The sequence below is a fragment of the Paraburkholderia sp. UCT70 genome, assembly GCF_050434085.1.
GTDB classification, from domain to species: domain Bacteria; phylum Pseudomonadota; class Gammaproteobacteria; order Burkholderiales; family Burkholderiaceae; genus Paraburkholderia; species Paraburkholderia tuberum.
The window spans coordinates 1251398-1278359 of the sequence record NZ_JBNPVZ010000003.1 but is presented as its reverse complement, the minus strand read 5'-3'; the positions used below and the strand labels follow the sequence as shown (position 1 = coordinate 1278359).

General features: G+C 59.3%; 19 protein-coding genes and 6 pseudogenes. 13 read left to right on the top strand and 12 right to left on the bottom strand.

Annotation, left to right across the window (positions count from 1 at the left end):
* Positions 1–17 precede the first annotated feature (17 nt).
* A pseudogene (locus tag OKW41_RS23800) lies at positions 18–435 on the top strand (DUF5943 domain-containing protein); the annotation flags it as partial.
* A 31-nt stretch (positions 436–466) separates the two neighbouring features.
* Here the strand turns inward: OKW41_RS23800 and OKW41_RS23795 are convergent.
* Positions 467–1490 (bottom strand): annotated as a pseudogene (locus tag OKW41_RS23795) (IS30 family transposase).
* Between the two features lie 50 nt (positions 1491–1540).
* Here OKW41_RS23795 and OKW41_RS23790 point away from each other — a divergent pair.
* Together OKW41_RS23790 and ltrA are read left to right on the top strand one after the other, a co-directional pair.
* A pseudogene (locus OKW41_RS23790) lies at positions 1541–1660 on the top strand (4-vinyl reductase); the annotation flags it as partial.
* A 1215-nt stretch (positions 1661–2875) separates the two neighbouring features.
* Entirely contained in the window at positions 2876–4354 is a 1479-nt protein-coding gene (gene ltrA / locus OKW41_RS23785; RefSeq protein ID WP_429574150.1) for a group II intron reverse transcriptase/maturase, read from the top strand.
* Positions 4355–4786: 432 nt separating this feature from the next.
* Here ltrA and OKW41_RS23780 read toward each other — a convergent pair whose 3' ends face one another.
* Genes OKW41_RS23780 through OKW41_RS23765 form a run of 4 tightly spaced genes read right to left on the bottom strand, consistent with a single transcriptional unit; the run spans position 4787 to position 10996 of the window.
* A complete protein-coding gene (locus OKW41_RS23780) occupies positions 4787–7486 on the bottom strand; it encodes a CoA-binding protein (protein WP_429574149.1) in 2700 nt (899 codons plus the stop codon).
* Between the two features lie 27 nt (positions 7487–7513).
* A complete protein-coding gene (locus OKW41_RS23775; RefSeq protein WP_429574148.1) occupies positions 7514–8800 on the bottom strand; it encodes an ATP citrate lyase citrate-binding domain-containing protein in 1287 nt (428 codons plus the stop codon).
* Positions 8801–8807: 7 nt separating this feature from the next.
* A complete protein-coding gene (locus OKW41_RS23770; RefSeq protein WP_429574147.1) occupies positions 8808–9695 on the bottom strand; it encodes an amidohydrolase family protein in 888 nt (295 codons plus the stop codon).
* The gene (locus tag OKW41_RS23765) at positions 9692–10996 is read right to left on the bottom strand and encodes an MFS transporter (protein ID WP_429574146.1); all 1305 of its coding nucleotides are present in this window, start codon (positions 10994–10996) and stop codon (positions 9692–9694) included. The genes OKW41_RS23770 and OKW41_RS23765 overlap by 4 nt, the downstream gene beginning before the upstream one ends.
* Before the next feature lie 143 nt (positions 10997–11139).
* Here OKW41_RS23765 and OKW41_RS23760 point away from each other — a divergent pair, with 143 nt between their 5' ends.
* On the top strand, positions 11140–11883 hold the full coding sequence (locus tag OKW41_RS23760) for a GntR family transcriptional regulator (protein ID WP_429574145.1): 744 nt from the start codon (positions 11140–11142) through the stop codon (positions 11881–11883).
* Positions 11884–12190: 307 nt separating this feature from the next.
* Positions 12191–13498 carry an MFS transporter gene (locus tag OKW41_RS23755; RefSeq protein ID WP_429574144.1) on the top strand — a complete coding sequence of 436 codons (1308 nt, stop codon included), beginning with the start codon at positions 12191–12193 and terminating at the stop codon, positions 13496–13498.
* A gap of 298 nt (positions 13499–13796) precedes the next feature.
* Here OKW41_RS23755 and OKW41_RS23750 read toward each other — a convergent pair whose 3' ends face one another.
* Complete coding sequence (locus OKW41_RS23750; RefSeq protein WP_429574143.1) at positions 13797–14150, bottom strand: BON domain-containing protein; 354 nt, start codon at positions 14148–14150, stop codon at positions 13797–13799.
* Positions 14151–14843: 693 nt separating this feature from the next.
* Here OKW41_RS23750 and OKW41_RS23745 point away from each other — a divergent pair.
* A pseudogene (locus OKW41_RS23745) lies at positions 14844–15179 on the top strand (GH25 family lysozyme); the annotation flags it as partial.
* Positions 15180–15258: 79 nt separating this feature from the next.
* On the opposite strand, the gene OKW41_RS23740 reads toward OKW41_RS23745, so the two are convergent.
* The 4 genes from OKW41_RS23740 to OKW41_RS23725 all read right to left on the bottom strand — a co-directional run bounded on the left by OKW41_RS23740 (position 15259) and on the right by OKW41_RS23725 (position 18876).
* Positions 15259–16335 carry an AI-2E family transporter gene (locus OKW41_RS23740; protein WP_429574142.1) on the bottom strand — a complete coding sequence of 359 codons (1077 nt, stop codon included), beginning with the start codon at positions 16333–16335 and terminating at the stop codon, positions 15259–15261.
* A gap of 168 nt (positions 16336–16503) precedes the next feature.
* Positions 16504–17373, bottom strand: coding sequence for a protease HtpX (gene htpX, locus OKW41_RS23735; protein WP_429574141.1), 870 nt, complete (start codon positions 17371–17373; stop codon positions 16504–16506).
* Positions 17374–17527: 154 nt separating this feature from the next.
* A complete protein-coding gene (locus OKW41_RS23730) occupies positions 17528–17869 on the bottom strand; it encodes an HPF/RaiA family ribosome-associated protein (protein ID WP_429574374.1) in 342 nt (113 codons plus the stop codon).
* Positions 17870–17991: 122 nt separating this feature from the next.
* Positions 17992–18876 carry a LysR substrate-binding domain-containing protein gene (locus tag OKW41_RS23725; protein ID WP_429574140.1) on the bottom strand — a complete coding sequence of 295 codons (885 nt, stop codon included), beginning with the start codon at positions 18874–18876 and terminating at the stop codon, positions 17992–17994.
* Positions 18877–19019: 143 nt separating this feature from the next.
* Here OKW41_RS23725 and OKW41_RS23720 point away from each other — a divergent pair, with 143 nt between their 5' ends.
* From OKW41_RS23720 to OKW41_RS23710, 3 genes and pseudogenes are all read left to right on the top strand, one after another.
* Positions 19020–19850: a TerC family protein gene (locus tag OKW41_RS23720; protein ID WP_429574139.1), complete on the top strand. Its 831-nt coding sequence runs from the start codon at positions 19020–19022 to the stop codon at positions 19848–19850.
* A 98-nt stretch (positions 19851–19948) separates the two neighbouring features.
* On the top strand, positions 19949–20266 hold the full coding sequence (locus tag OKW41_RS23715; protein WP_184009689.1) for a zf-TFIIB domain-containing protein: 318 nt from the start codon (positions 19949–19951) through the stop codon (positions 20264–20266).
* A 17-nt stretch (positions 20267–20283) separates the two neighbouring features.
* Positions 20284–20622 (top strand): annotated as a pseudogene (locus OKW41_RS23710) (transposase); the annotation flags it as partial.
* A 681-nt stretch (positions 20623–21303) separates the two neighbouring features.
* Here OKW41_RS23710 and nhaR read toward each other — a convergent pair.
* Positions 21304–22200, bottom strand: a complete 897-nt coding sequence (nhaR, locus tag OKW41_RS23705; protein ID WP_429574138.1) for a transcriptional activator NhaR — start codon at positions 22198–22200, stop codon at positions 21304–21306.
* Between the two features lie 147 nt (positions 22201–22347).
* Between nhaR and OKW41_RS23700 the strand changes: the two genes are divergently transcribed.
* The 4 genes and pseudogenes from OKW41_RS23700 to OKW41_RS23685 all read left to right on the top strand — a co-directional run bounded on the left by OKW41_RS23700 (position 22348) and on the right by OKW41_RS23685 (position 25353).
* Entirely contained in the window at positions 22348–22839 is a 492-nt protein-coding gene (locus OKW41_RS23700; RefSeq protein WP_429574137.1) for a CBS domain-containing protein, read from the top strand.
* A gap of 82 nt (positions 22840–22921) precedes the next feature.
* A pseudogene (locus tag OKW41_RS23695) lies at positions 22922–23888 on the top strand (Tim44 domain-containing protein).
* Positions 23889–24163: 275 nt separating this feature from the next.
* On the top strand, positions 24164–24595 hold the full coding sequence (locus OKW41_RS23690; protein WP_429574136.1) for a hypothetical protein: 432 nt from the start codon (positions 24164–24166) through the stop codon (positions 24593–24595).
* Positions 24596–25008: 413 nt separating this feature from the next.
* Positions 25009–25353: a GreA/GreB family elongation factor gene (locus OKW41_RS23685; protein ID WP_429574135.1), complete on the top strand. Its 345-nt coding sequence runs from the start codon at positions 25009–25011 to the stop codon at positions 25351–25353.
* A gap of 568 nt (positions 25354–25921) precedes the next feature.
* Here the strand turns inward: OKW41_RS23685 and OKW41_RS23680 are convergent.
* Positions 25922–26797 carry a lipid A biosynthesis lauroyl acyltransferase gene (locus OKW41_RS23680; protein WP_187638710.1) on the bottom strand — a complete coding sequence of 292 codons (876 nt, stop codon included), beginning with the start codon at positions 26795–26797 and terminating at the stop codon, positions 25922–25924.
* Positions 26798–26962: the final 165 nt, after the last annotated feature.

Genomic DNA, 26962 nt, shown 5'->3' with positions numbered 1-26962 from the left:
CTCGGAGCACCCTCGCGATGCAACCGCAACTGCCGATCGACGTCGATCCGAACACTGGCGTCTGGACCTCTGACGCACTGCCGATGCTGTACGTCCCGCGCCATTTCTTCACGAACAATCACAAGGCTGTCGAAGAGGCACTCGGGCGTGATGCCTACGCGGAGATTCTCTACAAGGCGGGTTACAAGTCGGCCTATCACTGGTGCGACAAGGAAGCACAGCAGCACGGCATCAGTGGCATAGCCGTATTCGAGCATTACGTGAAGCGTCTTTCGCAACGAGGATGGGGCATCTTCACGATCGTCGAAGTCGATCCGGTGAGCGCGCGTGCGCGCGTCGAACTCCGTCACTCGTCCTTCGTGCTGGCGCAACCCGGGCAAGCACGGCAAGCTTTGCTACATGTTCGCGGGCTGGTTCGCCGGCGCTATGGACTGGGCGGTTTCAAGAGTGAAGCGCAACAGCGGGTTTAATGTTTAGAGCCTTGAGGTTGACTTGCTGAAGCAAGGGTCGCGGCGAAGACCTCGAACGGCGAATGGAAGGCATGAGTTGCACGAGGTCGGCTGTTCAGACTGTCGGCGATAGCGTCAAGTTCGTCCTGACTGTAGACCGAAAGGTCCGTGCCTTTGGGCAGATACTGGCGCAGCAGCCCGTTGGTGTTTTCGCAAGTGCCGCGTTGCCAGGGACTGTGCGGGTCGCAGAAGTACACCTTCACGCCGGTTGCGGCGGTGAGTTCTTGATGCCGCGACATTTCTTTGCCCTGGTCGTAGGTGAAGCTCTGCCGTAATGGCGCGACAATCGAATTGAGTTTGGCGGAGAAGCCGGCCAGCGCTGAAGCGGCGGTGGCATCTTCCATCCTGGCAAGCAGCACCAGACGCGCTGGTCCGTTCAACCAGCACGCCTACCGAGGACTGGTTGCCGGCACCCTTGATGAAGTCGCCTTCCCAGTGCCCAGGCAGCAGTCGGTCTTCGATTTCGGGCGGCCGCACATGAATACTGACCATGTCGGGAATCTGTCCGCGCCGGTCTGTGCCCCGTGTACGCGGCATGCGCGTGCTGTGGCCATGGCGCAAGCACGCAATGAGCTGACGGCGCAGTTCGCCGCGCGGCTGGGCGTAGATAGCCGTGTAGATGGTTTCGTGCGAAACCTGCTGGGTTGGGTCGGTCGGATACATACGCTTCAGTGTGCCCGATATCTGCTGAGGTGACCATTTCCACTCGAGCAGAGTGAGAACGATGCGCCAGCAGACGCTTTGCAGGCAAAGCTTTGGGGGGCGGCGACCCGCGCTGCGGCGTGCGGCACTGAGCGCTTCAGCCGACACGGACGCGTAGCCAGCAGGCAAGCTGTTTCGCGCCAGTTCACGGCTAACGGTGGCTGGCGAGCGACCGAGTATCCGGGCCATGGCCCGGATACTCGAACCCTGCAGATGCAGACTTGCAATGATCAGGCGCTCTTCAGGCTGAAGTTGTTGATACTGAGTTCTTTCGTGCATCGCAACACCTTATACGAAACAGGTGTTGCACTTCAGATTTGAGGCCGCCCTGGGTAAACGACACTACTGAAGCTGGCAAAAGCGCTCCGCGCTCGCAGTCGCAGGAAGTGCAATGCGCAGCGGAAGGCCATGACCACTGTGTGTTCGAAGTGTCTCCAGTCGCGCAATAAACAGTTTTCTCGCAATAAGCTGACCTGAGATGCTGGGAGACGGCGCCAGAGCGTAGGCCATTGCAGTACGCGAGAACGGACATCGAGTCCCTGACGCGACGTACAAGTGCGTATCCCACGGCAAGCCGAGCGCAGATTCCACGCTTGCCCGAGCGCGGATTCCACGACTGCCCGAGCATGAATTTTACGTGAAGTCGAGCGCTGGAATGGGAGGTAACCACGCGGGTAACCCATGGCACCCTCGACGTTTTTGCGTCGGGAGTGCGAATGCCGAACAACAGGTTATCCATGCGTCAGGGGTCTATTGGGGGGCCACGGTAGGCGCGATTTCCTATCATAAGCGCCGGGGTTATGTACCTTCGCGACTCCCCGCAAAATTGTCATAGCGTGAGATATAAAATCCGCTGTGCAAGTAGGGCCGACAGGGTCACGGAACGAACTCCTGCCCACGCAATTCGCCCCTACGGAGCGGTCCCGATTCAAAGCAGATATCCGCGAACCCAAGCGAGACTTGGTGGGCCATGTCGGATTCGAACCGAGGTCGTCCATTCGGAGGGGATTATGATCCGGATACTGCGAAAGCGGACGCTCGGGTCGTCGCTACTGGGCACATTGGGAACCTACCGCTTAGGCCGAACACTTGCCAATCAGCACCTAGGTACGGGTGACCGCCTCCAGTAAGCTGCCGTTGAGGTGGCGTAGGTCCCAACGTCAGCAATGGGTCGAGGCCATGTGAAAACGCAAAAGTACTCGGTTTTTGGGTGTCGCTTACCCTTCCCGAGTTGCCACTAGGCCAACACAGAGCGATCTGGAGGGTCAACTTTTTCGAGCACCGCATTCCGCATGCGTTTTCACACGGGTGCGCCGGGAGACCGGCAAGGAGTAAGTGGTGCAAGTCCACTGCGATGAAGGAATAGCGAACCACATCGGCCCCGAGCCGTGCGCAGGCATCCGTGAGGATGTCGACGAAGCGTCGGCAGGGGTACGTGCAGGCCAGCCATTGAGCCACGATAGAAAACTGATTCCGGGTGCCGACGCTGTCTGTGTAGCGGAAGGCAAAACGTCCGAGCGCGCAATCGCGAGCGCCCGGATGACCCGGCGTGGTCGTAGAACCTGGCATGTGCGCACGCTCCTTGTTCGGGAACCGGGAGATCTCCAGTCTGGCCTGTTGCAGGATGGACAGGTCCGCATCGGGAAGGCGAGGAGCCGTAGCCGATGATGAACGGACGGGAGAAGTCAGACTCCGCCGTAGTAGCGATGAAGCCTGCGAACAAGGCTGGGGAACCAGCTGCGGAGTGGGCGGAGCCAAGGGCGGGGACCGAGGGGAGCACGGGTCAGCCACACACGCACCGGGCGCAGAACCGGGCAAGCGTGCCACAGGGGCTGGAACGTGTACGGCAAGCTGCAAGACAGCGGAAGCAGGAACGGTTCACCGCGCTTCTGCATCACGTTACGGCCGACCGGCTCCGAGGGGCATTCTTTGCGCTTAAACGCAATGCGGCTCCCGGAGTGGATGGCCTGACGTGGCGGTACTACGAGGCGGGACTGGAAGAGAATCTCCAGCGCCTGTACGCGCAGGTACAGAGCGGAGCGTACCGGGCACTGCCTGTTCGGCGACAGTACATACCGAAGCCGGACGGCAAACAGCGCCCGTTGGGGATTGCCGCGCTGGAAGACAAGATCGTCCAGCGTGCGGTGGTGGAAGTGCTGAACGCGATATACGAGGAAGACTTTCTGGGTTTCTCGTACGGGTTCCGGCCCGGGCGTAGTCAACATGATGCGCTGGATGCGTTGGCGACGGCCATCACCCACACCCCGGTGAACTGGATTCTGGACGCGGATCTTCGGAGCTTCTTCGACTCGGTTAGCCAGGAATGGCTAGTCCGTTTCATGGAGCACCGGATCGGCGACCAGCGCATCATCCGTCTTGTGCGCAAGTGGCTCAAGGCGGGTGTTCTGGAAGACGGAGAGCTTAGCGTCAGTGAGACAGGGACACCACAGGGATCAGTGGCTTCACCGCTGTTCGCGAACGTGTACCTGCACTACGTCTTCGATCTCTGGGCCAACCGGTGGCGACGGCGGGAAGCCAAAGGCAACGTCATCATTCTGCGATACGCAGATGACATCGTTGTCGGTTTCGAGCACGAAGCTGACGCGCGGCGATTCTGGGACGCGATGCGTTTGAGGCTGGAGGAGTTCTCGCTTGTGCTTCACCCGGACAAGACGAGGCTGCTGGAGTTCGGCCGCTATGCAGCGGTCAACCGCCAGAGCCGGGGTCCTGGCCGACCGGAGACCTTCACCTTCCTGGGTTTCATCTTTATCTGCGGCAGGTCTCGTCGCGGGGCTTTCCAGTTGCAGCGGAAGACCCGAGGGGATCGCATGCGGGCGAGACTCAGGCAGATCAAGGAGGCGCTACGGACGCGCATGCACGAACCGATTCCAGTGCAAGGGCAATGGCTCAGGCAGGTAGTTCGCGGATACTTTGCGTATCACGCGGTGCCTACCAACTCGCGGGCACTCGGCGCATTTCGACATCACGTCACCGCTCTATGGCGGCGCACGCTCCGGCGGCGCAGTCAGAAGGACGCCATGACGTGGGAGCGAATGAGACGAATCGCCAATGCCTGGCTTCCGCCCCCTCGAATCCTTCATCCGTGGCCTGACCGGCGCTTCGCCGTCAAACACCCGAGGTAGGAGCCCGGTGCCCGAATTGGGCACGCCGGGATCTGTGCGGGGGGTGCTCAGTAATGGGCATCCCTACCGCAATCCTCGGTCGACTTGCGACGATCATCCGCTGCGCGCCGGCAAGCGATTCTCAATTCAGCTATCGGACCGGGTTCGGCCAAATTCGGTCATTCGCTAACAAGACCTAGATCGTCAACAATCGACGAGCCGAGACGATGGTCTTGACGCAGCTTCCTTTCCGCCAGGCAGAAGACGTCAATGATGAAATTGCTGACTGTTCGCGTTAAACCTCCCGTTCGGATTTGCGCATGTCCTTGGTCCGGGTACAGCACACATCAGAGGCAGTGAACCGGTTTGACCGCCGCAACTTAGGGACATCAGACAGATGTGAGCGTAAGCCCGGCAGCGTAGAAGGACGTCTAGCGCTGCCGGGTCATCCCCCTACGCGACAAAACGGCACTCCGACGCGGGTGTCCGCGTATCCATGTTCCTTCCGCGGTTCATATGGTCGTCGATTTCAGCCGCGCAACCGAGCATGCGGGGGTATAGAAATATAGTGAAGGCGGCCGTCTCCAAGGCGTTGCGGGAATAGGTTCCGTCACGATATGGCTGCCAGAGCATCTTGAGCAGCAACGCGGCAATCACCGCGTCGACGTTGACGCAGTAGACGTTTCGCGAAACCCCGGCGTCGAACAGACTTTGCACCAACGTCCGATAGAAGTCGTGGAAGATGTTATATTCGTCGCGCTCGGCGAACAACTGCCGAACGAACACTTCACGTAGATCGTGGTTGACCGGCTTGTCCTTAAACACCGGATGATTCACGCCGGGAATCTTCTGAATGTCCAGGCTGCCGCTCGTTTTCTTGCTCGATTTGTATTTGGCGTAACTTTCGACGTACGTCATCGCTAGTGCTTTCAAATCCAGCCCGTGCGCAGGATTGCCCGGGTCAGTCAGTCCGCTATCCGCGAACTGGTCTAGCAGAAACGCAATTCCCTCAAATCCATTGCCACCGTGTGTGTAACCACTGTGCGTAAGGAAGCCGATTAACGCCTTGTTGAGTTGGACGCGCTCGGGGTCTTCGGGACCATCGGCAGAGACCGCACCTTTTGCACCCTGCGCAGAAATCGTTCCGGGTCCATTTGACAGCAGCAGACCGACCAGCAATTGGAAGGAAAACAAGTCGCTCGTGCCTGGCGACAATCCAAACAACGCGCTGAAGGCGGTTTCACCAAGCGAACGCTCCTCCAGGACTGTCTTCGTTTCGACGCCGCAGAAGCTGTCCGGACCGTGCTGGTCCGCGGGCACCGAGGCGCCTATCAGGGAGCCGAACAGTTGAATCCACCACGGAAGGCTCTCTGCCGAGAGGCGTGAAATGCGTTTGCGCATGAGCGGTCCCCATGCGAGCGTCGCGCAAATCGCTGCCAGTACGCCATCGGTAGTTGGCTCGCCGGGCAGGCTTTCGATGTATCGCACAAACGTCGACTTCGCGTCACGAGCCTTGAGTCCAGCCAGGATTGCGCGGGCCCGCAAATCCGGTTCACTGGCGACAAACCGGTTGGGGTCGCTGACTTCGGCGCGCGAATAGTCGAAACTCTCGTCCGTCGCGTTCTCGAGCTTCACCGTGGCAAAAGCGTCGATGAGAGCGCGGACAGCCTGGCGAGGCGCGGATTGACCACGCGGCCCGATGATACTCGCCGCCGCTGCAAGGACGGTGTTAGGTGCGTTCCCAGCATCTCGTGCAGCCTGCGCAGCTACGAGTGCTGGATGTCCATACAGGTTCAGGAACGCACTCACAGCGACATTGATTAGCGCGCGGTCGTTCATCCCGCCGGGTTCGTGGAGCAGCGCAAGGCTCACGTTGGTCTCGAGGGGATACTGCGCTGCATCGAGCATCGAGACACCATACAGACTGGTGACCTGCGACCTCGGGTCCATCTGCGACGCGCCAGAGGCATCTTTCATCGACTGCCGCGGTGGTACTGCCCCAACCTGTTTGTCGAGCGCAGCAATCTGGGCATCGTATGGGGCAGCGGCCTGCACGACTGGCAAATCCAGCACCTTCGGCAGGCTCAATCCGCGGTGACTGCTGAACCACGGCTTCAAAGCAAGGTTGCCCTCAGGGTCGAAATCGGGCCGACAGGCGTTTTCACGCATCACAGCCGTCAGAGCGGCGGGTATGTGCGCGATGTTCGTGACAAGAGCGCCCTTTGCCGACACGACCGGATTGTCCGGTGTGAACACGCTCGATACCCCGAATTTATCGAGGAACCACTGTTCTTTTGATACAGCGTCGTCTGCACCACCAGACATGGCACCCGCGTGTCCCACTGCGCGGGTCAGCTTCGCCTTCCAGCGCCCCACGACGCACGCAACCACCGGTTTCGTGAAGTTGGCGTCGAGCTCATAGTAGCCGCCTGGTTCGACATAAAGAACGGCCGCCTTGCTTCGCGCGTCGTTTGCCAGGGCCGCAGCGAACTCGGGCGCCGCGAATTGAATGTAGACGTCTTTGCCACTTGAAATGGCTGTTGTCGTACCCCATCCGGCCATCCGCAGGTAGGTTGCAATGGTCGTTGTGAAGTTGCCCGAGTTCGAGAACAATGCAATTGAGCCGCGTCGCAATGCCTCTTGAGGATTGTCGCCGCCCAGCGCTCCGCCGATACGCACCTGGTTCCAGGCGTCAGCTACGCCGAGGCTGTTGCCGCCAAAAATGTCGATGCCGTTGGACTGACCCATCGCGCGGATTTCGCGGGAGTCACTGACGGCCAGCTTTTCGGTGACGATGAAAATCTTCTTCAGTTCCGGGTTGACGCGGATAAGCTCGGCCACGCCGTCCCGTGCAGCGGAAGGCGGCAGATAGATGACGCCGCAGTTGAACCGGTGACCATCGTTCAGGCCTTCAAGGACATTGTTGTAGACCGGCACGCTTCCAAGTGCCGTTTCCAGTACCTGTCCGCGCTTTCCTGGAGCTGTACCAAACACCACATTGCCGCCGGAATAGGCATGACCGACCGGGGTGACATCGCTCGACTCACCACCCAAGATGTTGAGCACGCAAACGCGGTCATCCTTTGTGGCAATTTGGGATAACGAACTAATTCCTACGAAGTATTTAAACTCGCCGATGCCCTGCTTGTACATAGTGATACTCCTCAGTCGATGAGACGTTCAGGCAGTCTGTTTGAACGAGATTCCCAGCTTCGCGGCAATCTGCTCACGGCCGCCTGCTTTCATCCATCGGTCCACCTCTTTCGCGTACAGGACCACGTCGCTCATGTCCGAGTCAAAGCCGAAGAAGGTGTACGGCAATCCCAGCGAATCGAGCGTGTCGCGCAATGCACTCATTCCACGAACCAGATTTGGGCCACCACGGCCGACCACAACATAGAGGGGCGTTGGGCCGTGCTGACTGAAGTGCTCACGCAGCGCGTCGGCCATTGCGCGAAACGTTTCAAAAATATCCGTGTTGTTCGACTTTCCACCAATGATGAACAGCACATTGCTCTGCTCAATCCAGTGCTTGAAGCAGATGCTGGCGACTTCCTTCATCTTTTCGTAGGGTGGGTTGCCGCCGAAATCTGACGAGATGATGGCGTCGTCTCCGAGCATTTGCGTGACAAGGGAATTCGCACCACCCCCGAACGTGGGAGCGAGAATGCTGCCCTTCGCGTTAATGACGTAGACGTCGCTCTGCCCCTGATACGTGCGAAGCTGGTTGATTTCCTGTTCGAAATCTGAATAATCGACCGCGAAGAGATGCGCGGGCAGGTTAAGGCGCTGCCAGCGCGGGTCGTCACGGTCGAAACCGCATTTGAAGTCGCAGGCGATGGGTGTCAGCCGTCCCTTGCTATCCTCACGCATCCGGATTGGATTGAGCTCGAGGGTCGTCATGCCGAATCCGTGATAGAGCTCCCACAACTTGGGGAGGTGCTGAACAAGCGGCGAGATAATCTGTTTGGGCGCGCCCAGGGTGGAAAGCGCGTTCGCCACGACGAACGCCTTGAGGCCAGTGAGCGGGTCGAACGGAATCTGCACAACTTGCGACTTGTCCAGTTCCTCGATGTCGACGCCACCGTGATGCGTAAGCGTCATGGTAGGCGCGCGGAAGTGTGTCGAGTCGGTAATCGAGAAATAGACCTCGTACTCGGCCGGCACACCCGCCTCAAAGGTCACACCGTTGGCTTTCGACACAGTATTGGCAACGTGATGTTCGACGAAGTAAAGACGCTCCTTCTCCTTCAAGACGGTCGTCAGGTCAGTCGCGCGGCCAATCAGACCGGCCTTGCCCTTCTTGCCAACACCGCCCTTGAAAACCGGCTTGATGAAAATCATGCCGTGCTTTTTCAGCATCGCTCGAATCTGTTCTTCGCTAGCGTCCGGACCCAGAATCTCGGGCGTCGGAAAGCCCACGAACTGCAGCAATCTGGCGCCGTGCAACATACCGGTGACTTGCATGATGACCTCAGGAAGTGAGTTGGGAAGTCGGTGTCGTCGGGACAATATCCCTCACGGGGTCCTTGTCGAACCCGTAAAACGAGTGCGGGGTTGAGCACAGGATTGCCTCGACAATCGCGGGCGCAAGATGTAAGTCCAGCAACGCGCCAAGCGTCTGGCTGTAGTTCGTCGCATGTTCAAACTGCGTGTGTGGCCAGTCGCTACCCCACATCAGACGTTCGGCGCCAAATGCGTCTATGAGTCGGTCCGTGGCATCGCGCATGAAACTCGAGTCCGGCTCCGAGCACCGATAGGCGCCCGAAATCTTGACCCACACGCGGCCAGATGGGCCAAACTCCAACAGGTCGTGAAACCCCGGGTCGCGTGTGCCGCTGTCCGGGTCAGGGCGGCCAAAATGGTCAACGACGACTGGCAAGCCCACATCCAGCAAAGTATTGACGAGCGGCGCCAGGTCCGACGCCTCCCTGTGCAACTCAACGTGCCAGCCTAGTTTTGATAACTGCCGCCAAAGCGTTACATGTGGCGCCGAGCCCAGCTTGGGGAGCGTCTGCCCGACAAGGTTCAGACGCACACCCGTCACACCCTGGCAGTTCAGCCGCTGCAGGTCGTCTTCTGAAATTTCGGGGGAGACGACTGCCACACCGCGCAGCCGGCTAATGTCGCTGGTCAGCGCCTTTAAAAGATGGCTGTTATCGGTGCCGAGAAAGCTGGGCTGGACAAGGACGGCATTGCCAATATCGTTCTCGTCCAGAAGCTTCAGGTAGGCGTCCAGGGTTGCGTCATAGTCGGGTGCGTAGCGCCGTCCGTCCGCGAGCGGCAGCGTCCGGGCAAACACGTGCGCGTGCGTGTCAACGCGCGGCAGCCGTGGCCGCGCGATGGATGGTGCCTGGGTCATCGCTGGCTCCGGGGATGGTGAAGCGCTAATTCGGCGTCGGCGACCGGTTGTGAAACCTGCTCGACGCCGGACGGCCGCAAGCGCTTGCCGCGCGTTTCGGGAAGCAGCAACACGGCAACCATCGCCAGCCCGTACGCAATTGCGGCATCGATACCAATCGCTGCTCCCAGCGACATCGAATGACTCATGTACCCGACCAGCACCGGGAAACCCGCCGAGGCGATGCGACCGAAGTTGTAGCAAAAGCCGACGCCTGTCCCGCGCATGTCCGCAGGATATAACTCGTTAAAGAGTGCGCCCAGACTGGCTGGGATGCCGGCAGCAAAGAAGCCTAGCGGGAAGCCCAGAACAAGCATTGCCGTGTTGCTCAAGGGAAGCATCACGTACGCAAGCACGGTGACGATGCAAGAAAATGCAAAAAATGCGATGTTGCGACGGCGTCCGATACGGTCGAGCAGGTAAGCGCTCGCCATACAGCCGCACCAGAAAGCCGCGATAACAACCGCCAGATACCCACCCGTGTTGAGGACCGACAGATGTCTTTCCTTGGAGAGGAAGGTCGGCAGCCAGGTCATGATGGCGTAGTACCCACCGTGTGCGCCTGTGCCCAGAATCGCCCCGATCACGGTGGTCTTGATGACGCGCGGCTGAAACACCTGCGCGATTTGCGCCCACCAAGAAACAGCTGGTTCAGCGCGAGACGGCTCAACGCGCACAGGTTCGCGGAGATTGCGGCGGACGTAAAGGACGAGAAGCGCGGGCAGCAGGCCAACACCGAACATGACACGCCACGCCGTGTCTGACGGCAACCACGAAAAAGCTGCGGCATACAACAGCACTGCGCCGGCCCAGCCGACAGCCCAGGCGCTCTGTACCGCGCCCATGGCCTTGCCGCGGTGTTCCGTCCGGATGGTCTCAGCCATCAACACGGCGCCTGCAGCCCACTCTCCCCCGAACCCGAACCCTTGCAGGGCCTTCAGGACCAGTAGTTGAGGAAAACTCTGGGCGAAGGCGCAGAGGAACGTGAAGCTGGCAAACCAGAGAATCGTAATTTGCAGCGTCCGGACACGACCAATCCTGTCGGATAAGGCACCTGCCAACCAGCCGCCCATCGCCGATGACACCAGTGTCACGCCACTGATTGCGCCCGCCTGCGTGTGGTCGATGCCGTAGGCTGCAATGATTGCGGGGATTGCCAGGGTGAACATCTGCACATCGAGAGCATCGAGGCCCCAACCCGCGAAACATCCCCAGAAGGTGCTGCGTTCGAGAGGTGTGCCTTGCTTGTACCAGGTGAACATCGCCGTCTCCAAGGTAAATTCATATATTCATGTATATGACTATATGTTTAGTTTAGGCGCCTCCGCCAAGAAGTCATTGGGGATTTACCCTTGTTCCTGGAGATGTTGTACAGTGACTATTCCTGTGAACAACTATATGAATCATGGATATGCAGTCGTTCTTGGCCAGGCCAGACGGTCGATTGCCGCGATACCAGCAGCTGCGCGATGACCTGGTGCGTCGCATCGCGGAGGGCGAGTGGGCGCCTGAAAAGGCAATCGCCACAGAGGCGGAACTTAGCCAGTTCTATAACGTGTCGACCGGAACCCTTCGGAAAGCCATTGATTTGCTGGTGGCTGACGGGGTACTCACACGCACCCAGGGAAAAGGGACGTTTGTCCGCCGCCCGCGCTTTGATTCGTCGTTGTTCCGCTTCTTCCGGTTCAAGTCAGCTGACGGCAAGCCGGTCCGACCGACGGCGAAGGTACTCAGCCGGGAGGTCGTCAAGCCGAACGAGACAATTCGCTCAACCTTGCGGATGAAGGCGACCGAGAAGGCTGTTCATCTCTCGCGGGTACGACTGATTGACGGACAACCGGTTTTGTCGGAAGAAATATGGCTACCTCGAAGCCGTTTCGAAGCGCTGGCGACTCTGCCCCTGGGTGGCTTCGAAGATTTGCTTTATCCGCTCTATGAGCGGCTTTGCCGCCAAATCGTCGCATCCGCAACCGAGATTCTGAACGTCGAACAGGCGACGGACGCTGATGCAGCGCTCTTGCATATCGACGTTGGCAGCCCGGTAATCCTTGTGCACCGTGTGGCATCCGATTTCGCCGGGACGCCTATTGAATGGCGCACCACGCGTGGTGCTGCTGCAGCGTTCCAGTATCAGGTCGATATTCGCTGACAACGCCACTCCCTCGCCGCGTTCGGTGGCGTCATAGGGACCGACAACGGGAACTGACTCTCCGTCACCCGGCAGGTCGCATTTTTCCCGCGACTTTCAGGCTCTACACCTCGTTCGCCGAATACATCACTGGTCGCCAGCTGCGGCCGCAGCTCGCTTGCGTGCGCTCGTCCGGGTTATACCTCATTGCGGCCCGACCTCAAACATACAAACATATACATGACTATATCAATCTGCTTGTTTTCGTCTGACTGACCGTTTTCGAAACGCCAGTCGAGCGGCAGCGGGCATGGACCTTGGAGCGAACATGTCTACGTCCGTAACACGTGAGCAGCAGGTAATGAAGAAAATGGCATGGCGGCTGATGCCGCTGCTGATTGTCATGTTTCTCATCGCATTCATCGACCGGCAGAACGTCGGCTTCGCGAAACTGGAAATGGTTCAGGCACTTGGCATGACGGAAGCCGCGTATGGCCTTGGAGCATCGCTGTTTTTCATTGGCTACCTGCTGTTTGAGGTGCCCAGCACACTGGCGCTTCATCGTTTTGGGGCTCGGACGTGGCTCGCTCGCATCATGATTACGTGGGGCGTCGTTACAGTGCTAATGGCGTTCACACGGTCCCTGCCAGTTTTTTACTCGTTTCGGTTTGCGCTGGGTATTGCTGAAGCCGGGTTTTATCCAGGCGTCATTTACTACCTGACGCAGTGGTTTCCTCAAAGCTACCGGACACGTGTGCTTGGCCTTTTTACCCTCGGCAGTTCGCTGGCAAACATGCTTGGCGCGCTAGTCGGAGGGCTGCTCCTTTCCTTGGGCGGAACACTGGGACTGGCGGGTTGGCAATGGGTCTTCCTTGCCACCGGTTTTCCGGCAATACTGATTGCCTTCGTAGCGCTTAAATATCTACCGAGCTCCGTCAAGGAAGCGAACTTCCTTTCTCAGGACGAGAAGGACACTGTGGTCGCAGCGCTTGCGCGCGAAGCGTCCCCGGAAGCAAAGGAGTCCCGGCCATGGGCGGCATTGGTTGACCCGAAGGTTCTCATGTTCGCAGCGACCTACATGCTGATGTCGACGTCGCTGTACGGTGTTACGTACTGGTTGCCTACGCTGGTCAAGAGCTGGGGCGTTTCGTCGAGCGTCAACGGTCTGCTCAACATGATTCCGTGGGCACTCGCGACACTTCTTTTGCTTTGGCTTCCCGGGAAGCTCAAACGTGAACAGGTGGTATTAAAAGCAATGGTCGTGGTCGCAGGCATCGGCGTTGTATGTTTTGCCTCCAGTCTCGTATTGCCGACAGTCTCGTTGCGCTTCATCGCCCTGTGTGTGGGTGGCGCCTGTATTCCTCTGCTGTACCCTTGTTTCTGGTCGCTTCCCCCGCGCTTCTTTTCCGGCGCTCGAGCCGCGGCAAGTGTCGCCGCCATCAACTGCATCGGCAATCTCGGAGGGTTCTTCGCACAGAACCTGATGCCGTACGTCGGCAAAGTTAGTAATAGCCATGTCGCACCAATGCTTGTTCCGACTGCATGCCTGTTAGCTCTCGCAATCGGGACCGCGATTGCGTGGACAGTCGGTGGGCATCGCAAGGCGGCGCTTGCGTCGTCAACGGTTCCGCTTTGACGAGAGCGCTGACACGCCTGAGCTCTATGCATGATGCAACGTGCACTAATTCGAGCCGCACTTTTCGACTGGTTGCAGGCTGAGTGCGGTTCAACATCGCGAACGGTTAAAGCCATCCGGGCAGGCTGGAGGCAGTTCCGTAGCAAGGCTCAAATCGGGCGAAGAACGGCGTAACGTTGCCAACGCTATTGCAAATCGAAGGCGCTAAGGGAGCGCGTGAAATTTCCCGAAGCGTCGGCTCCTCTTGCAATATTCACGGCTGAAAACGGCCAGTACTTCCCGGCGCCGCCTCGAAGGGTCAATACCCTTTCGTATAGAGCGTCAGATGGTTACTCACCGACGTTACACCCGGCACGCCCTTCGCCACTTCCGCGGCCTGCTGGATCTGAGGGCCGTCCGACATGCTGCCGGATAATGTCACGACACCGCCGCGCGTCTTGACGAATACGTTCGACACGTTGAAGTTGGGCGCTTTCGACAACGCCTTGCGTACATCCCGAGCCAGCTTCTTGTCCGCTGGCGTCGCCTTGCCTGAACTTGCAGCCGGACCCGAGCCCATCGGCATAGCGTTGCTGGCTTGCGCGTAGACGTTCGACGTCAACGTCACGCATCCCACGACGACGAGCAGATTCACGACGTTCCATGCTTTCATGATTGCCTCTCTCGTTCGGCCTGGCAGATGGTGAGTCAAAGATAGCCAACATTCCGCTTCTAACAAAGCTGCTTGCACGATTCAGGGAAAGTCCGTATCCAGACGCGCGGCCGCTGGCAGGCCGATCATCGGGCGAGTTCGCGAATGAGCAGCCGCAGTATCGCTGGCGAGGCTTCACCGCAGAGCCGAAGGAACCGAAAGTCTGTGCTCGAGTCGCTCGCTATCCGGACCGCACGCGGAGCATTGAAAAACCATTCCCGCAGGCGAACGCGACCTTGTTCGAACGTAAGGGGCTCCCTCAAGCAATGGCAGAACTTCCCTTTTGACGAAGTCTGAGCAATCTTCGATTTGCCACGTGTCCGAGAACTCAATATAAAACTCGCGGCTAGCGTCTTCGGCAACAATCCCCGGGCTGATCAGCCGGGGAGTCCGTTGCCCGAAGCCGGTGTACTCGGTATCGAGAAACAGCAGCACGATGAACTCCTAAAGTCGTAGTTTAACGATCAACTGCGACGCCGTTCCAAACCGATTGTGAATGTAAGGGAAAGCTGAGTGTTCTCGAAAATATAGCGGAAACCGATCTCCGATGTGACCCGAGCTGACCTGGGGGGGATCTGCCGCCAATGGTCGACGTTGAGTTCTTGCCAAATAACGTGAGCGTGGACCAGGCGGTCGCGTCGCTGCAGTTCTTCCTGTCGATCGTGGAGGAAGGTATCGGGAAGGCGCCGATCCATTTACACGTACCCGTCATTCTGGACGCACGGCATGGCGAACGCGAGCCTGTTCACGAAGCAGCACCTGTGGATCGCCAACTATGGGACAAAGCGCGTGGACGGAGGGTTCGAGCCGCGTGGGATCGCGCCCATCATCCCGGGCGGCTGGCCGACGTTCTCAATCTGGCAGAACGCGGTCCAGCCGGGAGTGGCGGGCATCCAGACGCTCGTCGATAGGGACGTGGTCCTGCTTCCCAGCGGAGTGGATCTCGCCACCTTCCTCACGCGTCCGCGGGATGATCCAGCGTCTCCGTGATTTTGATGCCGCTTTAGCCGCATTGCCCAAGCCGTGAGTGATTGCAGCAAGCAGTTGATCACTTCAGCAGTGCGTTGGGCTAGCCTTGTGTTCCAGTGCCCACGGTTGCCTGTTCCTCCAGCCACCCACGCCACACTGCCATCAGGACCGCCAGGATGACGGGACCTACAAACAGTCCTACCAGGCCGAAGGCCGCAAGCCCGCCCAGCACACCGAACACGACCAGAAGAAACGGTGTCCGGGTAGCGCTGCTGATCACGAGCGGACGAATCAGGTTGTCCACCCAGCTAACGACCAGTGCGCCCCAGAGTAAAAGACCCACCCCGGCTATCGTTTTTCCTGTGACGAGGAGCCATACACCGATCGATCCCCATACGAACGGCGTGCCAAAGGGTATCAACGCGATCAGCACCGTAAGCGCAGCCAGCAACACCGGCGCCTGCATCCCGGCCACCCAGTAACCCAAGCCGGCAAGCGCGCCCTGCGCCAGTGCCGTCAGCACGAGCCCGTAGACGACCGCCTTGGTCGTTCCGCCGATAGAAGCGAGATAGGCGTCCAGGCGATCGCCCAGAAAACGCCGTAGTATGCGGCGCACTTGATCCAACGCGCTTTCGCCGTCCCGGTACATAAAAAACAGCGTCAGCAAGGCAAAGCCCAATTTCGTCGCATTGCGACCGACGCCGCCGACTAACTGGCCGACCTCCCCGGTCCACTGCCGGCCCCACTCAGCGATTTGCGCGCGCAAGGCCATCGGATCGGCCGATACTTGATTCAGTAGATCCTGCAGCCACAGCCCGAGCCACGGGACGCGCGCAATCAATTCCGGCAGTTTGTCCGGCCCATTGGCGAGGTAGCTGGCGACGGTCTGGTAGGCCGCGGTCAGTTCGTCACGCAGCAGCACGATCAGCCAGATTGACGGCAGAATGAACGCCACCGAGAGAATGATCGTCATCAGCATCGCGCTGCCGGTGGCGTTCCCGCGCATAAGCGAGCGCAAGCGGCGATAAGCGGGCCAGGTCACGTAGGCAAAGATGGTGCCCCAGGCCACTGGCACCAGGAACAGGTGCAGCACTACGTAGCTCAGCACTACGAGCCCGCCAAGAAGAAATGCAAGGATGATGCGCTTGACCAGGGACATCTGATAGCTCTCGTCCATGAACGCCTTCCCTTTAGATACGCTGAGAATTTGCGGGCGCGCCGGTGCTTTCGCGCGCCGTGGCACGTGGTCGTTACAGGAAGCCCCATACCGGCCCGCGCCTGAGCACTCCTTGTCTAAACGTCGACGTCGCATGTTGGAATGCCGCGCGCAGCCCTGCTTTACTGACTACCCGCTGCTTTGCAGCACAGCAATACGCCTGCCGATCGGTGGGTGCGTGGAGAAGAGCCCGAGCCACCCCGGCTTGTCGGTGATGCCGGATGCCTTGAAGGATTGCGGAAGTTCGCCGGGTGCAAGTCCACCCAGGCGGGCCAGCGCATTGATCATCGGTCGCGGAGAAGCCAGCAGTTGCGCAGAGCCCGCATCAGCGCGGAACTCGCGCCGGCGCGAGAAGTACGCGACGATCACCGAAGCGAGAATGCCGAAAATAATCTCGCAAACAATAACGGTAATGTAGAACCCGGGACCGACACCGCATTCGGGACGAAACAAGGTCTTGTCCACGATGTAGCCGACCACACGGGCCAAGAAAATCACGAAGGTATTCACCACGCCCTGAATGAGCGTCAAGGTGACCATGTCGCCGTTGCTCACGTGCGAAATCTCATGGGCAAGGACAGCCTCCACTTCCTCCGTGTTCATCGATTGCAGCAATCCGGTGGAGACACCCACTAGGGCTGAATTCTTGAAAGCCCCTGTGGCGAACGCGTTCGGCGCGCCTTCAAAAATTGCGACTTCCGGCATACGAATGCGAGCACGCTGCGCGAGCTCCCGTACAGTGTCGATCAGCCATTGCTCAGTCGAATCGCGCGGCGAATCGATGACACGCGCCCCGGTTGCCCTTTTCGCCATCGGTTTGGAGATAAGCAGCGAAATGATGGAACCGGCGAAGCCGATCACCAGCGAGGACACGAACAGCGCATTGAAGTCGAGCCCGCTCCCGGTCAAGAAGCGGCCGACGCCCAACACATTCATTACTATCGAAAGCACCAACACCACCGCGAGGTTGGTGGCGAGGAACAGCAAAATTCTTTTCATTCACAAGTCTCCTATGGAAACTGGCTGAATGACTGCGGTGACATAGGACCCTCCCTCTCCTTTGACACCGAATAGCCGAAAGGTTTATGTAATATTACTATTTCAGCACAAGACGTTTGCTATCTGTCTTCATAGGAATTCGCGCGTACCTTGTTCATCGCCCGTAAACGGCATCAAAATCACGGGGACCCCGAGTCGCAATGCGCGCCTGCTGCCTGCGGATGATCGAACGCGCCGCGCGGGCCAGCGCGAGATCGAGTGCGCCGCGCCAGTCTCTGGCGATCGACGTCACGACGACAGGCGTCGCATCGGGCGTCTGCACCTGCACCTGGCAGCGTTTGTCGAGTCCGCCGCGCGGGCCGTTGATGTCCGACATGCTGACAGTCGCCTTCGAAATCAGCCAGTCCATGCGGCGAAACACGAACCGGATGCGTTGGCGCGCGAAGCCGCGCAGACGGACGGCTTCACGGTCGCGGGACTTGAACAGGACTTGCATGAGACACCTCCTTCGTGGGTACGGCTCAAGAGTACGGTGAGGCGGCGTCGAGGAAAAAGCAGAAATAACGGAAATCCAGCTTCGGAAAAACCGAACCTTCTTTTTCGTGATCACGAACGCGGTCACGCATGCGCCGCACTCAGCACCTTTTGCGTCAAAGGATGATGCCGCCCGCGCCGCGACACGATTGCGTGTATTTCCTCCTTCACTTCCGGCGAGCGGCCGAGCCAGCGCAAGCCGCGATGCATGGGATCGTTGCGCTCGGCGCCGAACGCCGCGAGCGGAAACACGCCCATGCCGCGCGACGCGAACAGCGCCATCAACGCGCTGTCCTCGAACTCGCCCGCGACGCGTGGCCGGATGCCTTCCGCTTCGAACCAGCGGTCGAGGCGCGAACGCAGCGACGAGTGCCCCGTCGGCAGCAGCACCGGCAGCGACGCGAGGCATTGCGGAAAATGATTGACATGCGTTTTTCGCACCACGGCGGCCGGCCCATACCAGTCGATCGGCGAAGCGATCAGGCGCTCGCTGGATAGACGCAGATTCGAGTTGTGCGGCGCGGGCTGGCTGGACAGCACGAGATCCAGATGGTGATGCGCCAGTTCCGCCAGCAGGTCTTCCGCTTCGCCTTCGTGGCAGAGCAGCCTTAGCGAAGGCGTGTCCAGCACGCCCGCAAGAATGGCATGGACGGCCAGCTTCGAAATGCCATCCGTCAAGCCGACCGCGAAGCGCGCGACGGTCCCGCTGGCCGCTTCGCGCACTTCGTCGCGCAACGCGCGCCCGATCTGGAAGATTTCCTCCGCTCGCGAATACGCCGCCTGTCCCGCGTCCGTCATCGCGACGTCGCGTCCGGCGGGCTTCAGCAGTTGATGTCCGAGCGATTTTTCCAGTTCGCGCACCTGCGCGCTGATGGTTTGCACCGCCATGTCGAGCCGTTCGGCGGCGCGCGCAAACCCGCCTTCCTTCACGACGACCCAGAAATAGTGCAAGTGCCGGTAGTTGAGCATGTGTGGCCTCACTTCGAAAAAACCGAACCAACCGTCAGCTTATCACTGGTTTTTTCGAATACGGCGCCAGGCGATCATGCTTTCCACACGCTGTGACCCAGTAATCAGCCGTTTTCTTCTCAACCGGAGAACGACGCTCGCAAATGGAATCCTTACTGACCCTGGCCGCCGATCCCGCTGCATGGGCTGCACTCGCGACGCTCGTCGTGATGGAGATTGTGCTTGGCATCGACAACCTGATCTTCATTTCGATTCTGAGCAACAAGCTCCCCGAAGCGCAACGCGCGCGCACGCAGCGTATCGGCATCATGCTGGCGCTGCTGATGCGGCTCGGCCTGCTGGGCACCGTCGCGTGGATCGCGCGTCTCACCGAGCCTGTGTTTTCCGTGTTCGATCACGCGTTTTCGTGGCGCGACCTGATCCTGCTCGCGGGCGGTCTGTTCCTTGTGTGGAAGGCCACGCGTGAAATGCACCATCACGTGAGCCGTGACGCCGAGGCGCACACGAATCCTGCGATGGGCGTCGGCGGCCTGACGGTGACGGCTGCCATCGGCCAGATCCTGCTGCTCGACCTCGTGTTTTCCGTCGACAGCATCATCACCGCGGTCGGCATGACGGATCACCTGCCCATCATGTTCATTGCAGTGATCGCTGCTGTCACGGCGATGTTGTTCGCGGCTCGCCCGCTGTCGAAGTTCATCGAGCGCAATCCGACCATCGTCACGCTTGCGCTGAGCTTCCTGCTGGTGATCGCGATGACGCTGATTGCCGAAGGTTTTGGTTCGCACGTGCCGAAGGGCTACATCTACACGGCCATGGCGTTCGCAGGCTTCGTCGAAGGCATGAACATGATGGCGCGGCGCAGAAAGGACAAGCGCGAGCACAAGGCGGCAGTTTTGGAAGCGGAGCGTGAAGCCGGCTCCGAAGCAAGGTCTGAAAAGACGCAGACCAGCGGTTCGGCTTTCTCGAACTGAACGAAGCGGACTGAAGCGGACTGACAGAAGTATCGGGGCGGTTGAACGCCGCCCCAACCGGCAGCACAAAGGTTGAACGTTACGAAAGGAGCAACGCAATGAAGTGCCCCGTTTGCAAGACCCCCGATCTGCTGATGACCGAGCGTCAGAACATCGAGATCGACTATTGCCCGACATGCCGTGGCGTATGGCTCGATCGCGGCGAGCTGGACAAGCTGCTGACCCAGATGCAGGACACGCCCGAACCGGACAACAGAAGCAATCAGGTCGAGCGCGACGCGCGCTACGGCGACCGCGACGGCCACCATGACCAGCAGTGGGGACGGCGCAACGATTCTTACCACGGCGATCAGCGCAAGCACTACGATCCGCGCCGCAAGAAGAAGTCACTGTTCGATATGTTCGACTTTGACTGACCTGCATGCATCCTACGCTCGAACTGTTCTGGCGGGCATTCCACAACCGGCGTGAAGTCGGTGCGTGCGTTGGCCTCGTACCACAGCCATACGACAGTGGCGGGAGCCGCACAGATCAGGGCATCAGCAAGCAGGGCAATCGACGGGTGCGTGCCCTGCTCATCGAGATGGTGTGGTCCTGGCTGCGGTACCAGCCCGACAGTGTGCTGACACGGTGGTTCTTCCAGCGAACGCAGGGCGTCCCACTGAATCGCCGCGCCCGACGTATCGCCATCGTCGCGGTGGCGCGGCGTCTCGCAATTGCGTTGTGGCGCTATCTGAAGGACGGGGCGATACCCGAGGGGGCGCAGCTGAAGTCAGTGATCCGCAAAGGCGTTCCGACAACATCACCACGGAAAGCGCGGGACCCGATGTATGGGCGGTTTGAAGTGAACATGCCCGTGGGGTGCCCGGGTTACTCACGTAACCTATTCTTGAGATGGGGCGTGCTCCCGAAAAGAAATTCCGGCGCAACGCGCAACAGATGAGGCTGGCTAGCCGCCAGCGGATAGAAGGTGGTGACTGCGACACGAAGTTGCTTGCGGGAGCGGTTCCCGCTTCAACATGAGGGAACCGCCCGTGTCACCGGGCGCGTCTAGGAATCTGAATAAAGAGCGACCCTGACAACGTAACGAAGCATCGCAAGATGCAGGGTATCAATCGCGAGATGGCGTACCCTTCACATCGGAACGGCCATAGCCTTCATCTGCCCGGCCGTTTGATCAGGCGAGCCGTCGGCCGCAAACTTTGGATAGATCGCGTATAGACGTCGACTCGATATAAAACGCATGCGTGCTTCTCGCGGACATTAGCAATCTGTTCATCGCTCTAATGGGATAGCGATAGTAGCTATTTTCATCATCGAATTGAACACGCGTGCGTTCGCATCGAGACCTTCGAGGTGATCGCCGCGTTCCTGCTACGTAAGGGGCCGCAAGCGCGCTCAAAACAGGGGGTTGCCGGCATCGCGAGGTCATCCTACACAGAAATGGCCCCGCCTAAACGCTGAACAGTTCGCTACGCGCCGCGTCCATGATCATCGCGACAGCCGGGTGGCTGATGTGGCGCTCGATAGAGATTGCAAAAAATTCCTCGACGATCGAATTGATCTGCCCGACTATCGTCAGGTTGTGCTCTGTCTGCAACTGGCTTTCGAGCACGGTTGGCGCGAACAGCAGGCCGCGGCCTTCGCGGCCGAATGCCATGGTCATCGCTCCGTCGTCGAACTCGCCGACGATGCGCGGCGAAATGGCGTGCGAGGCGAGCCAGTGATCCAGCTTGCGCCGCACGGCGGATTCCGTGCCGGGCAGTAGCACAGGCAGCTTGTCGAGCGACATCGGGAAGCGTTTTTTGCTGCTTTGAATCAGCGCCTGGGTTCCGAAGCAGCTTAGCGTCGAACGTCCGAGGCGGTGATTGAACGCCTTGATGTTGACGTCGACGGGAATGGGGGCGTCCGCGATGATCAGATCAAGGCGGTGCACGGCCAGCTGCGCGAGCAGCGCGTGCAGTTTGCCTTCGTGACAGATCATGCGCAGCGACGCCGACGCGCTCAGCGCGGGTTCCAGCAGCCGGTACGCAATCGTCTTGGGGACCGAATCCGCGATCCCGACGCGAAACCGCGTTTGCGCACCGGATTCGCTTTCGCGCCGCACAGTGCTTTCGAGTTCCGAACCTAACGAAAATATCTCGTCGGCGTAATCGAGCGCGAGGCGCCCCGCATCGGTCAGTTCGAGCGTGCGGCCGGTTTTCCTGAACAGCTTCTTATGCAGCGCCTCTTCGAGAAGCTTGATCTGGCCACTGAGCGTTTGCGGCGTGATGTGCAACAGCTCGCCCGCGCGCACGATGCCGCCCGCGCGAGCCGCGACCCAAAAGTAATAGAGATGCTTGAAATTCACGAACCCTCCACCGATTACGGAAAGATACGTTTTTCTCGAAGTATCAACAATAAAAATACGAATTTTATGTCGGCATGGGTTCAGTTAGATTGAAACCTCGCCCCGAAGCGTCGGCGGGCGTTTCATGACAGCTGACAGAGGTGACATATGGCATCGGTTGCAGAATTGCTGCGTGCGAAAGCTTTCCGGACAGTGTGGTCGATCGAGGCATCCGCTTCGGTTTGCAACGCGATATCGATCATGGCTCACAGGGAGGTTGGAGCGCTCATCGCCACGCACGACCGGCGCATAGCCGGCATCGTGACGGAGCGCGATTACGCCCGGAAGATCGTTCTGATGGAACGCTCGTCAACGAATACGCCTGTGCGCGACATCATGTCGACGGCGGTGCGTTATGTCAGTCCGGAGCAGACGACGGACGAGTGCATGGCGATCATGACAGAACATCGGATTCGCCATCTGCCTGTGATCAGCGCAGGGCAGGTGACAGGAATGGTGTCGATCGGCGACCTGATCAAGAACCTGATTTCCGAGCAGGAACACACCATCCGGCAACTGGAGCACTACATCCACGGCAACGGTTTTCACGCCGCTTTTGATGGATCGAAGGCACGACCGGCGGCGAGCTTGCGTAGCTAAAAATATTACTGTTCGTAATGTATTTGCGCGCGCAAATGGAGCGCGTTGCGGGCAGTTTTGCGACTCATCGAAAGAGGTTTTTATGTACACGCAAATCATCAACAAATTACGACGTGCTGCCGGTGCAGTCACGCGCGGGACGGCCGCGCTCGGTCTGGCGGGACTGCTGGCGCTGGGCGCCGTGGCGTCGAACGACGCCGAGGCGAAGCGCGTAGGCGGGAGTCAAAGCATCGGGCGGCAGTCGCAGACGGCGTCGCCGTCTGGACAAGCGCAGCGAAGCCAACAGGCACAGCCGGCACAACAGGCCGCGCAGGCGCCTGCTGCGGCAGCGGGTAACCGCTGGATGGGCCCGCTGGCTGGTCTCGCTGCGGGCCTTGGGATTGCAGCATTACTGTCGTCGTTTGGCCTGGACGAAGGGCTGGCGCAGATGCTGTCGAATGCGTTGCTGATCGGGGCGGTGATTTTCGCCGGCGTGATGCTATTCCGCTTTATCGCCAACCGGCGTCGTCCGGATCTTGCCTATGGACACGGTCCCGTGAACCGCCAGCAAACGAACGGCTCACGGTTTCTGAATCAGACCCCGCAAGCGCGGCCTGAAGCGAACTTGCGGGGCTGGCCCGAACGCGGCGATGGGTTCGACGGGAGCAGCGGACACGGAGAGGACAACAGGACTACCACTCGAGCAAGATCAGGCGGCGTTTCTTGTATCGGCAAAGACCTTGTTCATGCGCCTTCAAGGCGCATGGGACCGGAACGAGCAGGGTGACCTGTTCGAATTGACGACGCCGGAGATGTTCGCGCAAATCAAGCGGGATCTCGAAGCTCGGGGTCGCCAGGTGAGTCATACGGAAGTCACGCAACTTGACGCGGAAGTGCTTGGCACAGAACGCAATGCGGATGAAACGCTGGTTAGCGTTCGCTTTTACGGTCAAATGCGGGAAGACGATGCGCCGACTGCCCAGCCGTTCCAGGAAGTCTGGAACATGGTCAGCGACGCACGTGGCAACCAGGCGTGGCGACTGGCCGGCATTCAGCAAATTGACGGATGAGAGCGCCGGTTACTCGTGAGGGTGGCGCGCGCCGCTGAACTACCTGAGACCAACCTTTCGCCAGCGACCGTGCGTGAGAAAGTCGAGCGCCACCTGCGGAGTGGCAAACGCTGGGCGCATCAGGCGATAGTCGGCTACTCCATCACGACTTGCGTGATGGGCGTCCGCCCGCGTGCCGAACAAACTCGAGATCCGTTGCGCTGCCTGTGCGCAGGTCTTTAGCCGCGCGACCGAACAGCGGCGGAATCGGATCGTCTTCGAAGGATCGAGAAGCCATGAGAACGCAAACAAAACGTCTGAATGAGACGCCGACGGTCAGGCAGGAACGCTCCGTCACAATCAGTGGCCAGAATTTGGCCTCGCAGTGGAACGTTTCGCAAAGCAGGCGCATCGGCTCTGTGAGCTATCAGGCTGAACATCAGGGCTACCGTTTGACGGCCCGAGCAGAACCCGTGGAGAGCGCGTTGCACGCGGCCCATCTTGTGATCGAAGGGCCGGGCTGCCCGACACAGCGCTGCTTCCACGCGCTGGATTATTTCTACGACCCAGCGCAGGCCTTGCAGTACGCGATCCGATGGGGACGGATATGGGTCGACCACCGGCTTACGAAAGTCGCCCCACAGCGCGGCGTATCGGCAAGCCCGGCAAGCAGCGCCGAACTGCTTTTGAAAGAGGAACGTACTAACCGGGCAGGTGATCATGAATGAATCGTCAGGCGAAAAGACACTCCGTTTTATTGCTCGGAAGGCAGGAAGTCCAACGGCGGCGCTTGTCTACTGGCTTGACGTGACGGAACCGTCTAGTGAGGCGAGCTTCACCGAGATAACCCGGCGCTTCGCTCCCCTGATGCAGGTCGTCTTTCCTGACGATCGACCCGGTGCGTTCGTCAACCGGAGCGCGTTGCTCGATATACAACATTTGGGAACCATCGATCGGCTCATTTTCTTGGACGGTTTGTGGCTCGACGTATGGAATGACCGCGATTGCGCGGATATCTGTAACCTGTATTTCAGCCGGAGGCACACATGTTGTCCGCCAAAAACATTTCTATCACGGTCATAACCGGCCGCATGAAAGGCCAGCCGGTCGTGTCCGAATCCGACATGGAACGACTCCGGGAATGTGCGCCCACCTCTCACCGACGCAGCGCGCCCTCCTGGACGCCATAGAAGCGACAGCCTTGTTTGTCGATTCCGCCGAGATACCACCGGACGTCGTCACGATGAATACAACGGTCGAATGTACGACCACCGACGGCACTGATACGCATGAATGGACGCTGGTTTACCCGCGCGAGGCCGACTATCAGCGTGGGCGACTGTCCGTTCTCTCGCCGACGGGCATCGCACTGTTGGGTGCGCGTTGCGGACAAGTCATCATGTGCCTTCCGCCGAGCGGCGTGCCGGTTCATTACGTCATCAGGAAGATCCTCCTGCAACCGGAGAGTCGTCGCTTATCAGGCTGATGATATCGGGAGGAGGCACCGAAGAAACTGCATAGCGTCGCTAGCGAGCGCCCCTCAGTTGGCCCCGTGTCGCCCGTTCAATTCCGTTTGATTCGGTTGGTCAAGGGTCAAGGGGGCGCTAGCATGACTGTCCTCAAGCTGCTGTCATTTTTCTCGCTGACGTTAGCGGTGATGTGGATGCTGGGTGGTGGCATCACCGTCTTTACGGCGGTCAATCAAAAGATTGTCTACTCAAAACGCCGAGATGCACCGAAGAATGAGTGTCCGGCATCACTCCTGTTGCCATCACGGCCCTGTGGCCGAAAGGATTCACTTATCCGCAGTTCCGCGTCGCTTTCATACGCCAAGGCGAACCGCCGCAGGAGGCCACGGGGAAGGCCGAGATGCTCGCGTTGAGCATCGGGCGGGTTTCGGCCATCAACGGTCGGTCGCACAAACTTTCACAAGGACATTCGAGCGGCGGCTTCGCCCCAGACAACGGACCGTCGCGCTGCCGCGGCGGTTGTCGCCTCGTCGGCAAATCAGGTTGCTCACCGGTAGCGGAAGGACACGCCGACCACGCAGTATTTTAGTAGACGGCTGGAACGCCGGGTGGGCGGTGTTTGAAGCGTCGATGCACCCAGTAATACTGTTCCGGAAATCGCAAAATCTGAGCCTCAAGAAACGCGTTCATTCTCCGCGCATCGTTGGTGTCGCTTCCGGATGGGAAATCGTTGAGCGGCTCGAAGATGGTCAACTTATACCCTCTGAAATCCGGCAGCACCTCCGTCACGAACGGCACCACTCGCGCATGGCCCAGTCTTGCAAGTCGCGAGACGGATGTCAGCGTGCAGGCGGGAACGCCGAAGAATGGGACAAAAACAGAGTTGTTGATACCGTGATCCATGTCCGCCGCGAGCATGACTGGTTTGCCAGAACGAAGTATTCCCAAGATCTTTCTCGCGCTCGTCGAACGTTCGATCATATCCGCGCCAAACCTGCCGCGCTGTCGCCTTGCAAGGTCGCAGAGGCGCGTGTTCGACATGCGTGTGTACAGTGCTGCGACAGGCAGCTGCATCGAGTACAGCATGCATCCGATCTCGATGCCCACGAAGTGGAACCCCAGAAAGATGGTAGGTGGCGCATCCTTGTCTTCGAGATCAATCCTGCTTTCGATCTGGACAATATTCTTTATCGTCTTTGCGCTACCGAACCATTGAATGCCTCGTTCGAGATAGCTGCGGATAACCTGCCGGAAATGTTCTTTGGCAAGATCGTGGTGCTCGCGTTCGGTCTTTTCTGGAAAGCAAAGGCGCAGATTGACAAGTACAACATGTTTGCGGCGACCTGGAAGCGCATACGCCGCTGCCCCGAGCGCGCTGCCAAGCCTCGCGACCAAAGGGTACGGAAGCACTGAGAATGCTCGCAACAGCATTGCGACGAGGAGGTAACCGAGTTGTGCCACGATCTTTCCTGCGTGTAGTGAATGGTTGCGCCAGGTGGGAATGTTGTCATGCACTCACAACGGACACTTGAGAGCGGCCTTTGCCACAATCTCGCGCCGAGCGGCGGAAGTCGGTCGGTCACGGAAGCTCAAGCCTAACGCGTTGGAGCTGACCGGTCGAACGAT

Bases quoted from the DNA above. Each gene is read 5' to 3' on its own strand.
- ltrA (WP_429574150.1), top strand. From the start codon at position 2,876: ATGATGAACGGACGGGAGAAGTCAGACTCCGCCGTAGTAGCGATGAAG.
- OKW41_RS23780 (WP_429574149.1), bottom strand. From the start codon at position 7,486: ATGTACAAGCAGGGCATCGGCGAGTTTAAATACTTCGTAGGAATTAGT.
- OKW41_RS23775 (WP_429574148.1), bottom strand. From the start codon at position 8,800: ATGCAAGTCACCGGTATGTTGCACGGCGCCAGATTGCTGCAGTTCGTG.
- OKW41_RS23770 (WP_429574147.1), bottom strand. From the start codon at position 9,695: ATGACCCAGGCACCATCCATCGCGCGGCCACGGCTGCCGCGCGTTGAC.
- OKW41_RS23765 (WP_429574146.1), bottom strand. From the start codon at position 10,996: ATGTTCACCTGGTACAAGCAAGGCACACCTCTCGAACGCAGCACCTTC.
- OKW41_RS23760 (WP_429574145.1), top strand. From the start codon at position 11,140: ATGGATATGCAGTCGTTCTTGGCCAGGCCAGACGGTCGATTGCCGCGA.
- OKW41_RS23755 (WP_429574144.1), top strand. From the start codon at position 12,191: ATGTCTACGTCCGTAACACGTGAGCAGCAGGTAATGAAGAAAATGGCA.
- OKW41_RS23750 (WP_429574143.1), bottom strand. From the start codon at position 14,150: ATGAAAGCATGGAACGTCGTGAATCTGCTCGTCGTCGTGGGATGCGTG.
- OKW41_RS23740 (WP_429574142.1), bottom strand. From the start codon at position 16,335: ATGGACGAGAGCTATCAGATGTCCCTGGTCAAGCGCATCATCCTTGCA.
- htpX (WP_429574141.1), bottom strand. From the start codon at position 17,373: ATGAAAAGAATTTTGCTGTTCCTCGCCACCAACCTCGCGGTGGTGTTG.
- OKW41_RS23730 (WP_429574374.1), bottom strand. From the start codon at position 17,869: ATGCAAGTCCTGTTCAAGTCCCGCGACCGTGAAGCCGTCCGTCTGCGC.
- OKW41_RS23725 (WP_429574140.1), bottom strand. From the start codon at position 18,876: ATGCTCAACTACCGGCACTTGCACTATTTCTGGGTCGTCGTGAAGGAA.
- OKW41_RS23720 (WP_429574139.1), top strand. From the start codon at position 19,020: ATGGAATCCTTACTGACCCTGGCCGCCGATCCCGCTGCATGGGCTGCA.
- OKW41_RS23715 (WP_184009689.1), top strand. From the start codon at position 19,949: ATGAAGTGCCCCGTTTGCAAGACCCCCGATCTGCTGATGACCGAGCGT.
- OKW41_RS23700 (WP_429574137.1), top strand. From the start codon at position 22,348: ATGGCATCGGTTGCAGAATTGCTGCGTGCGAAAGCTTTCCGGACAGTG.
- OKW41_RS23690 (WP_429574136.1), top strand. From the start codon at position 24,164: ATGAGAACGCAAACAAAACGTCTGAATGAGACGCCGACGGTCAGGCAG.
- OKW41_RS23685 (WP_429574135.1), top strand. From the start codon at position 25,009: ATGTGCGCCCACCTCTCACCGACGCAGCGCGCCCTCCTGGACGCCATA.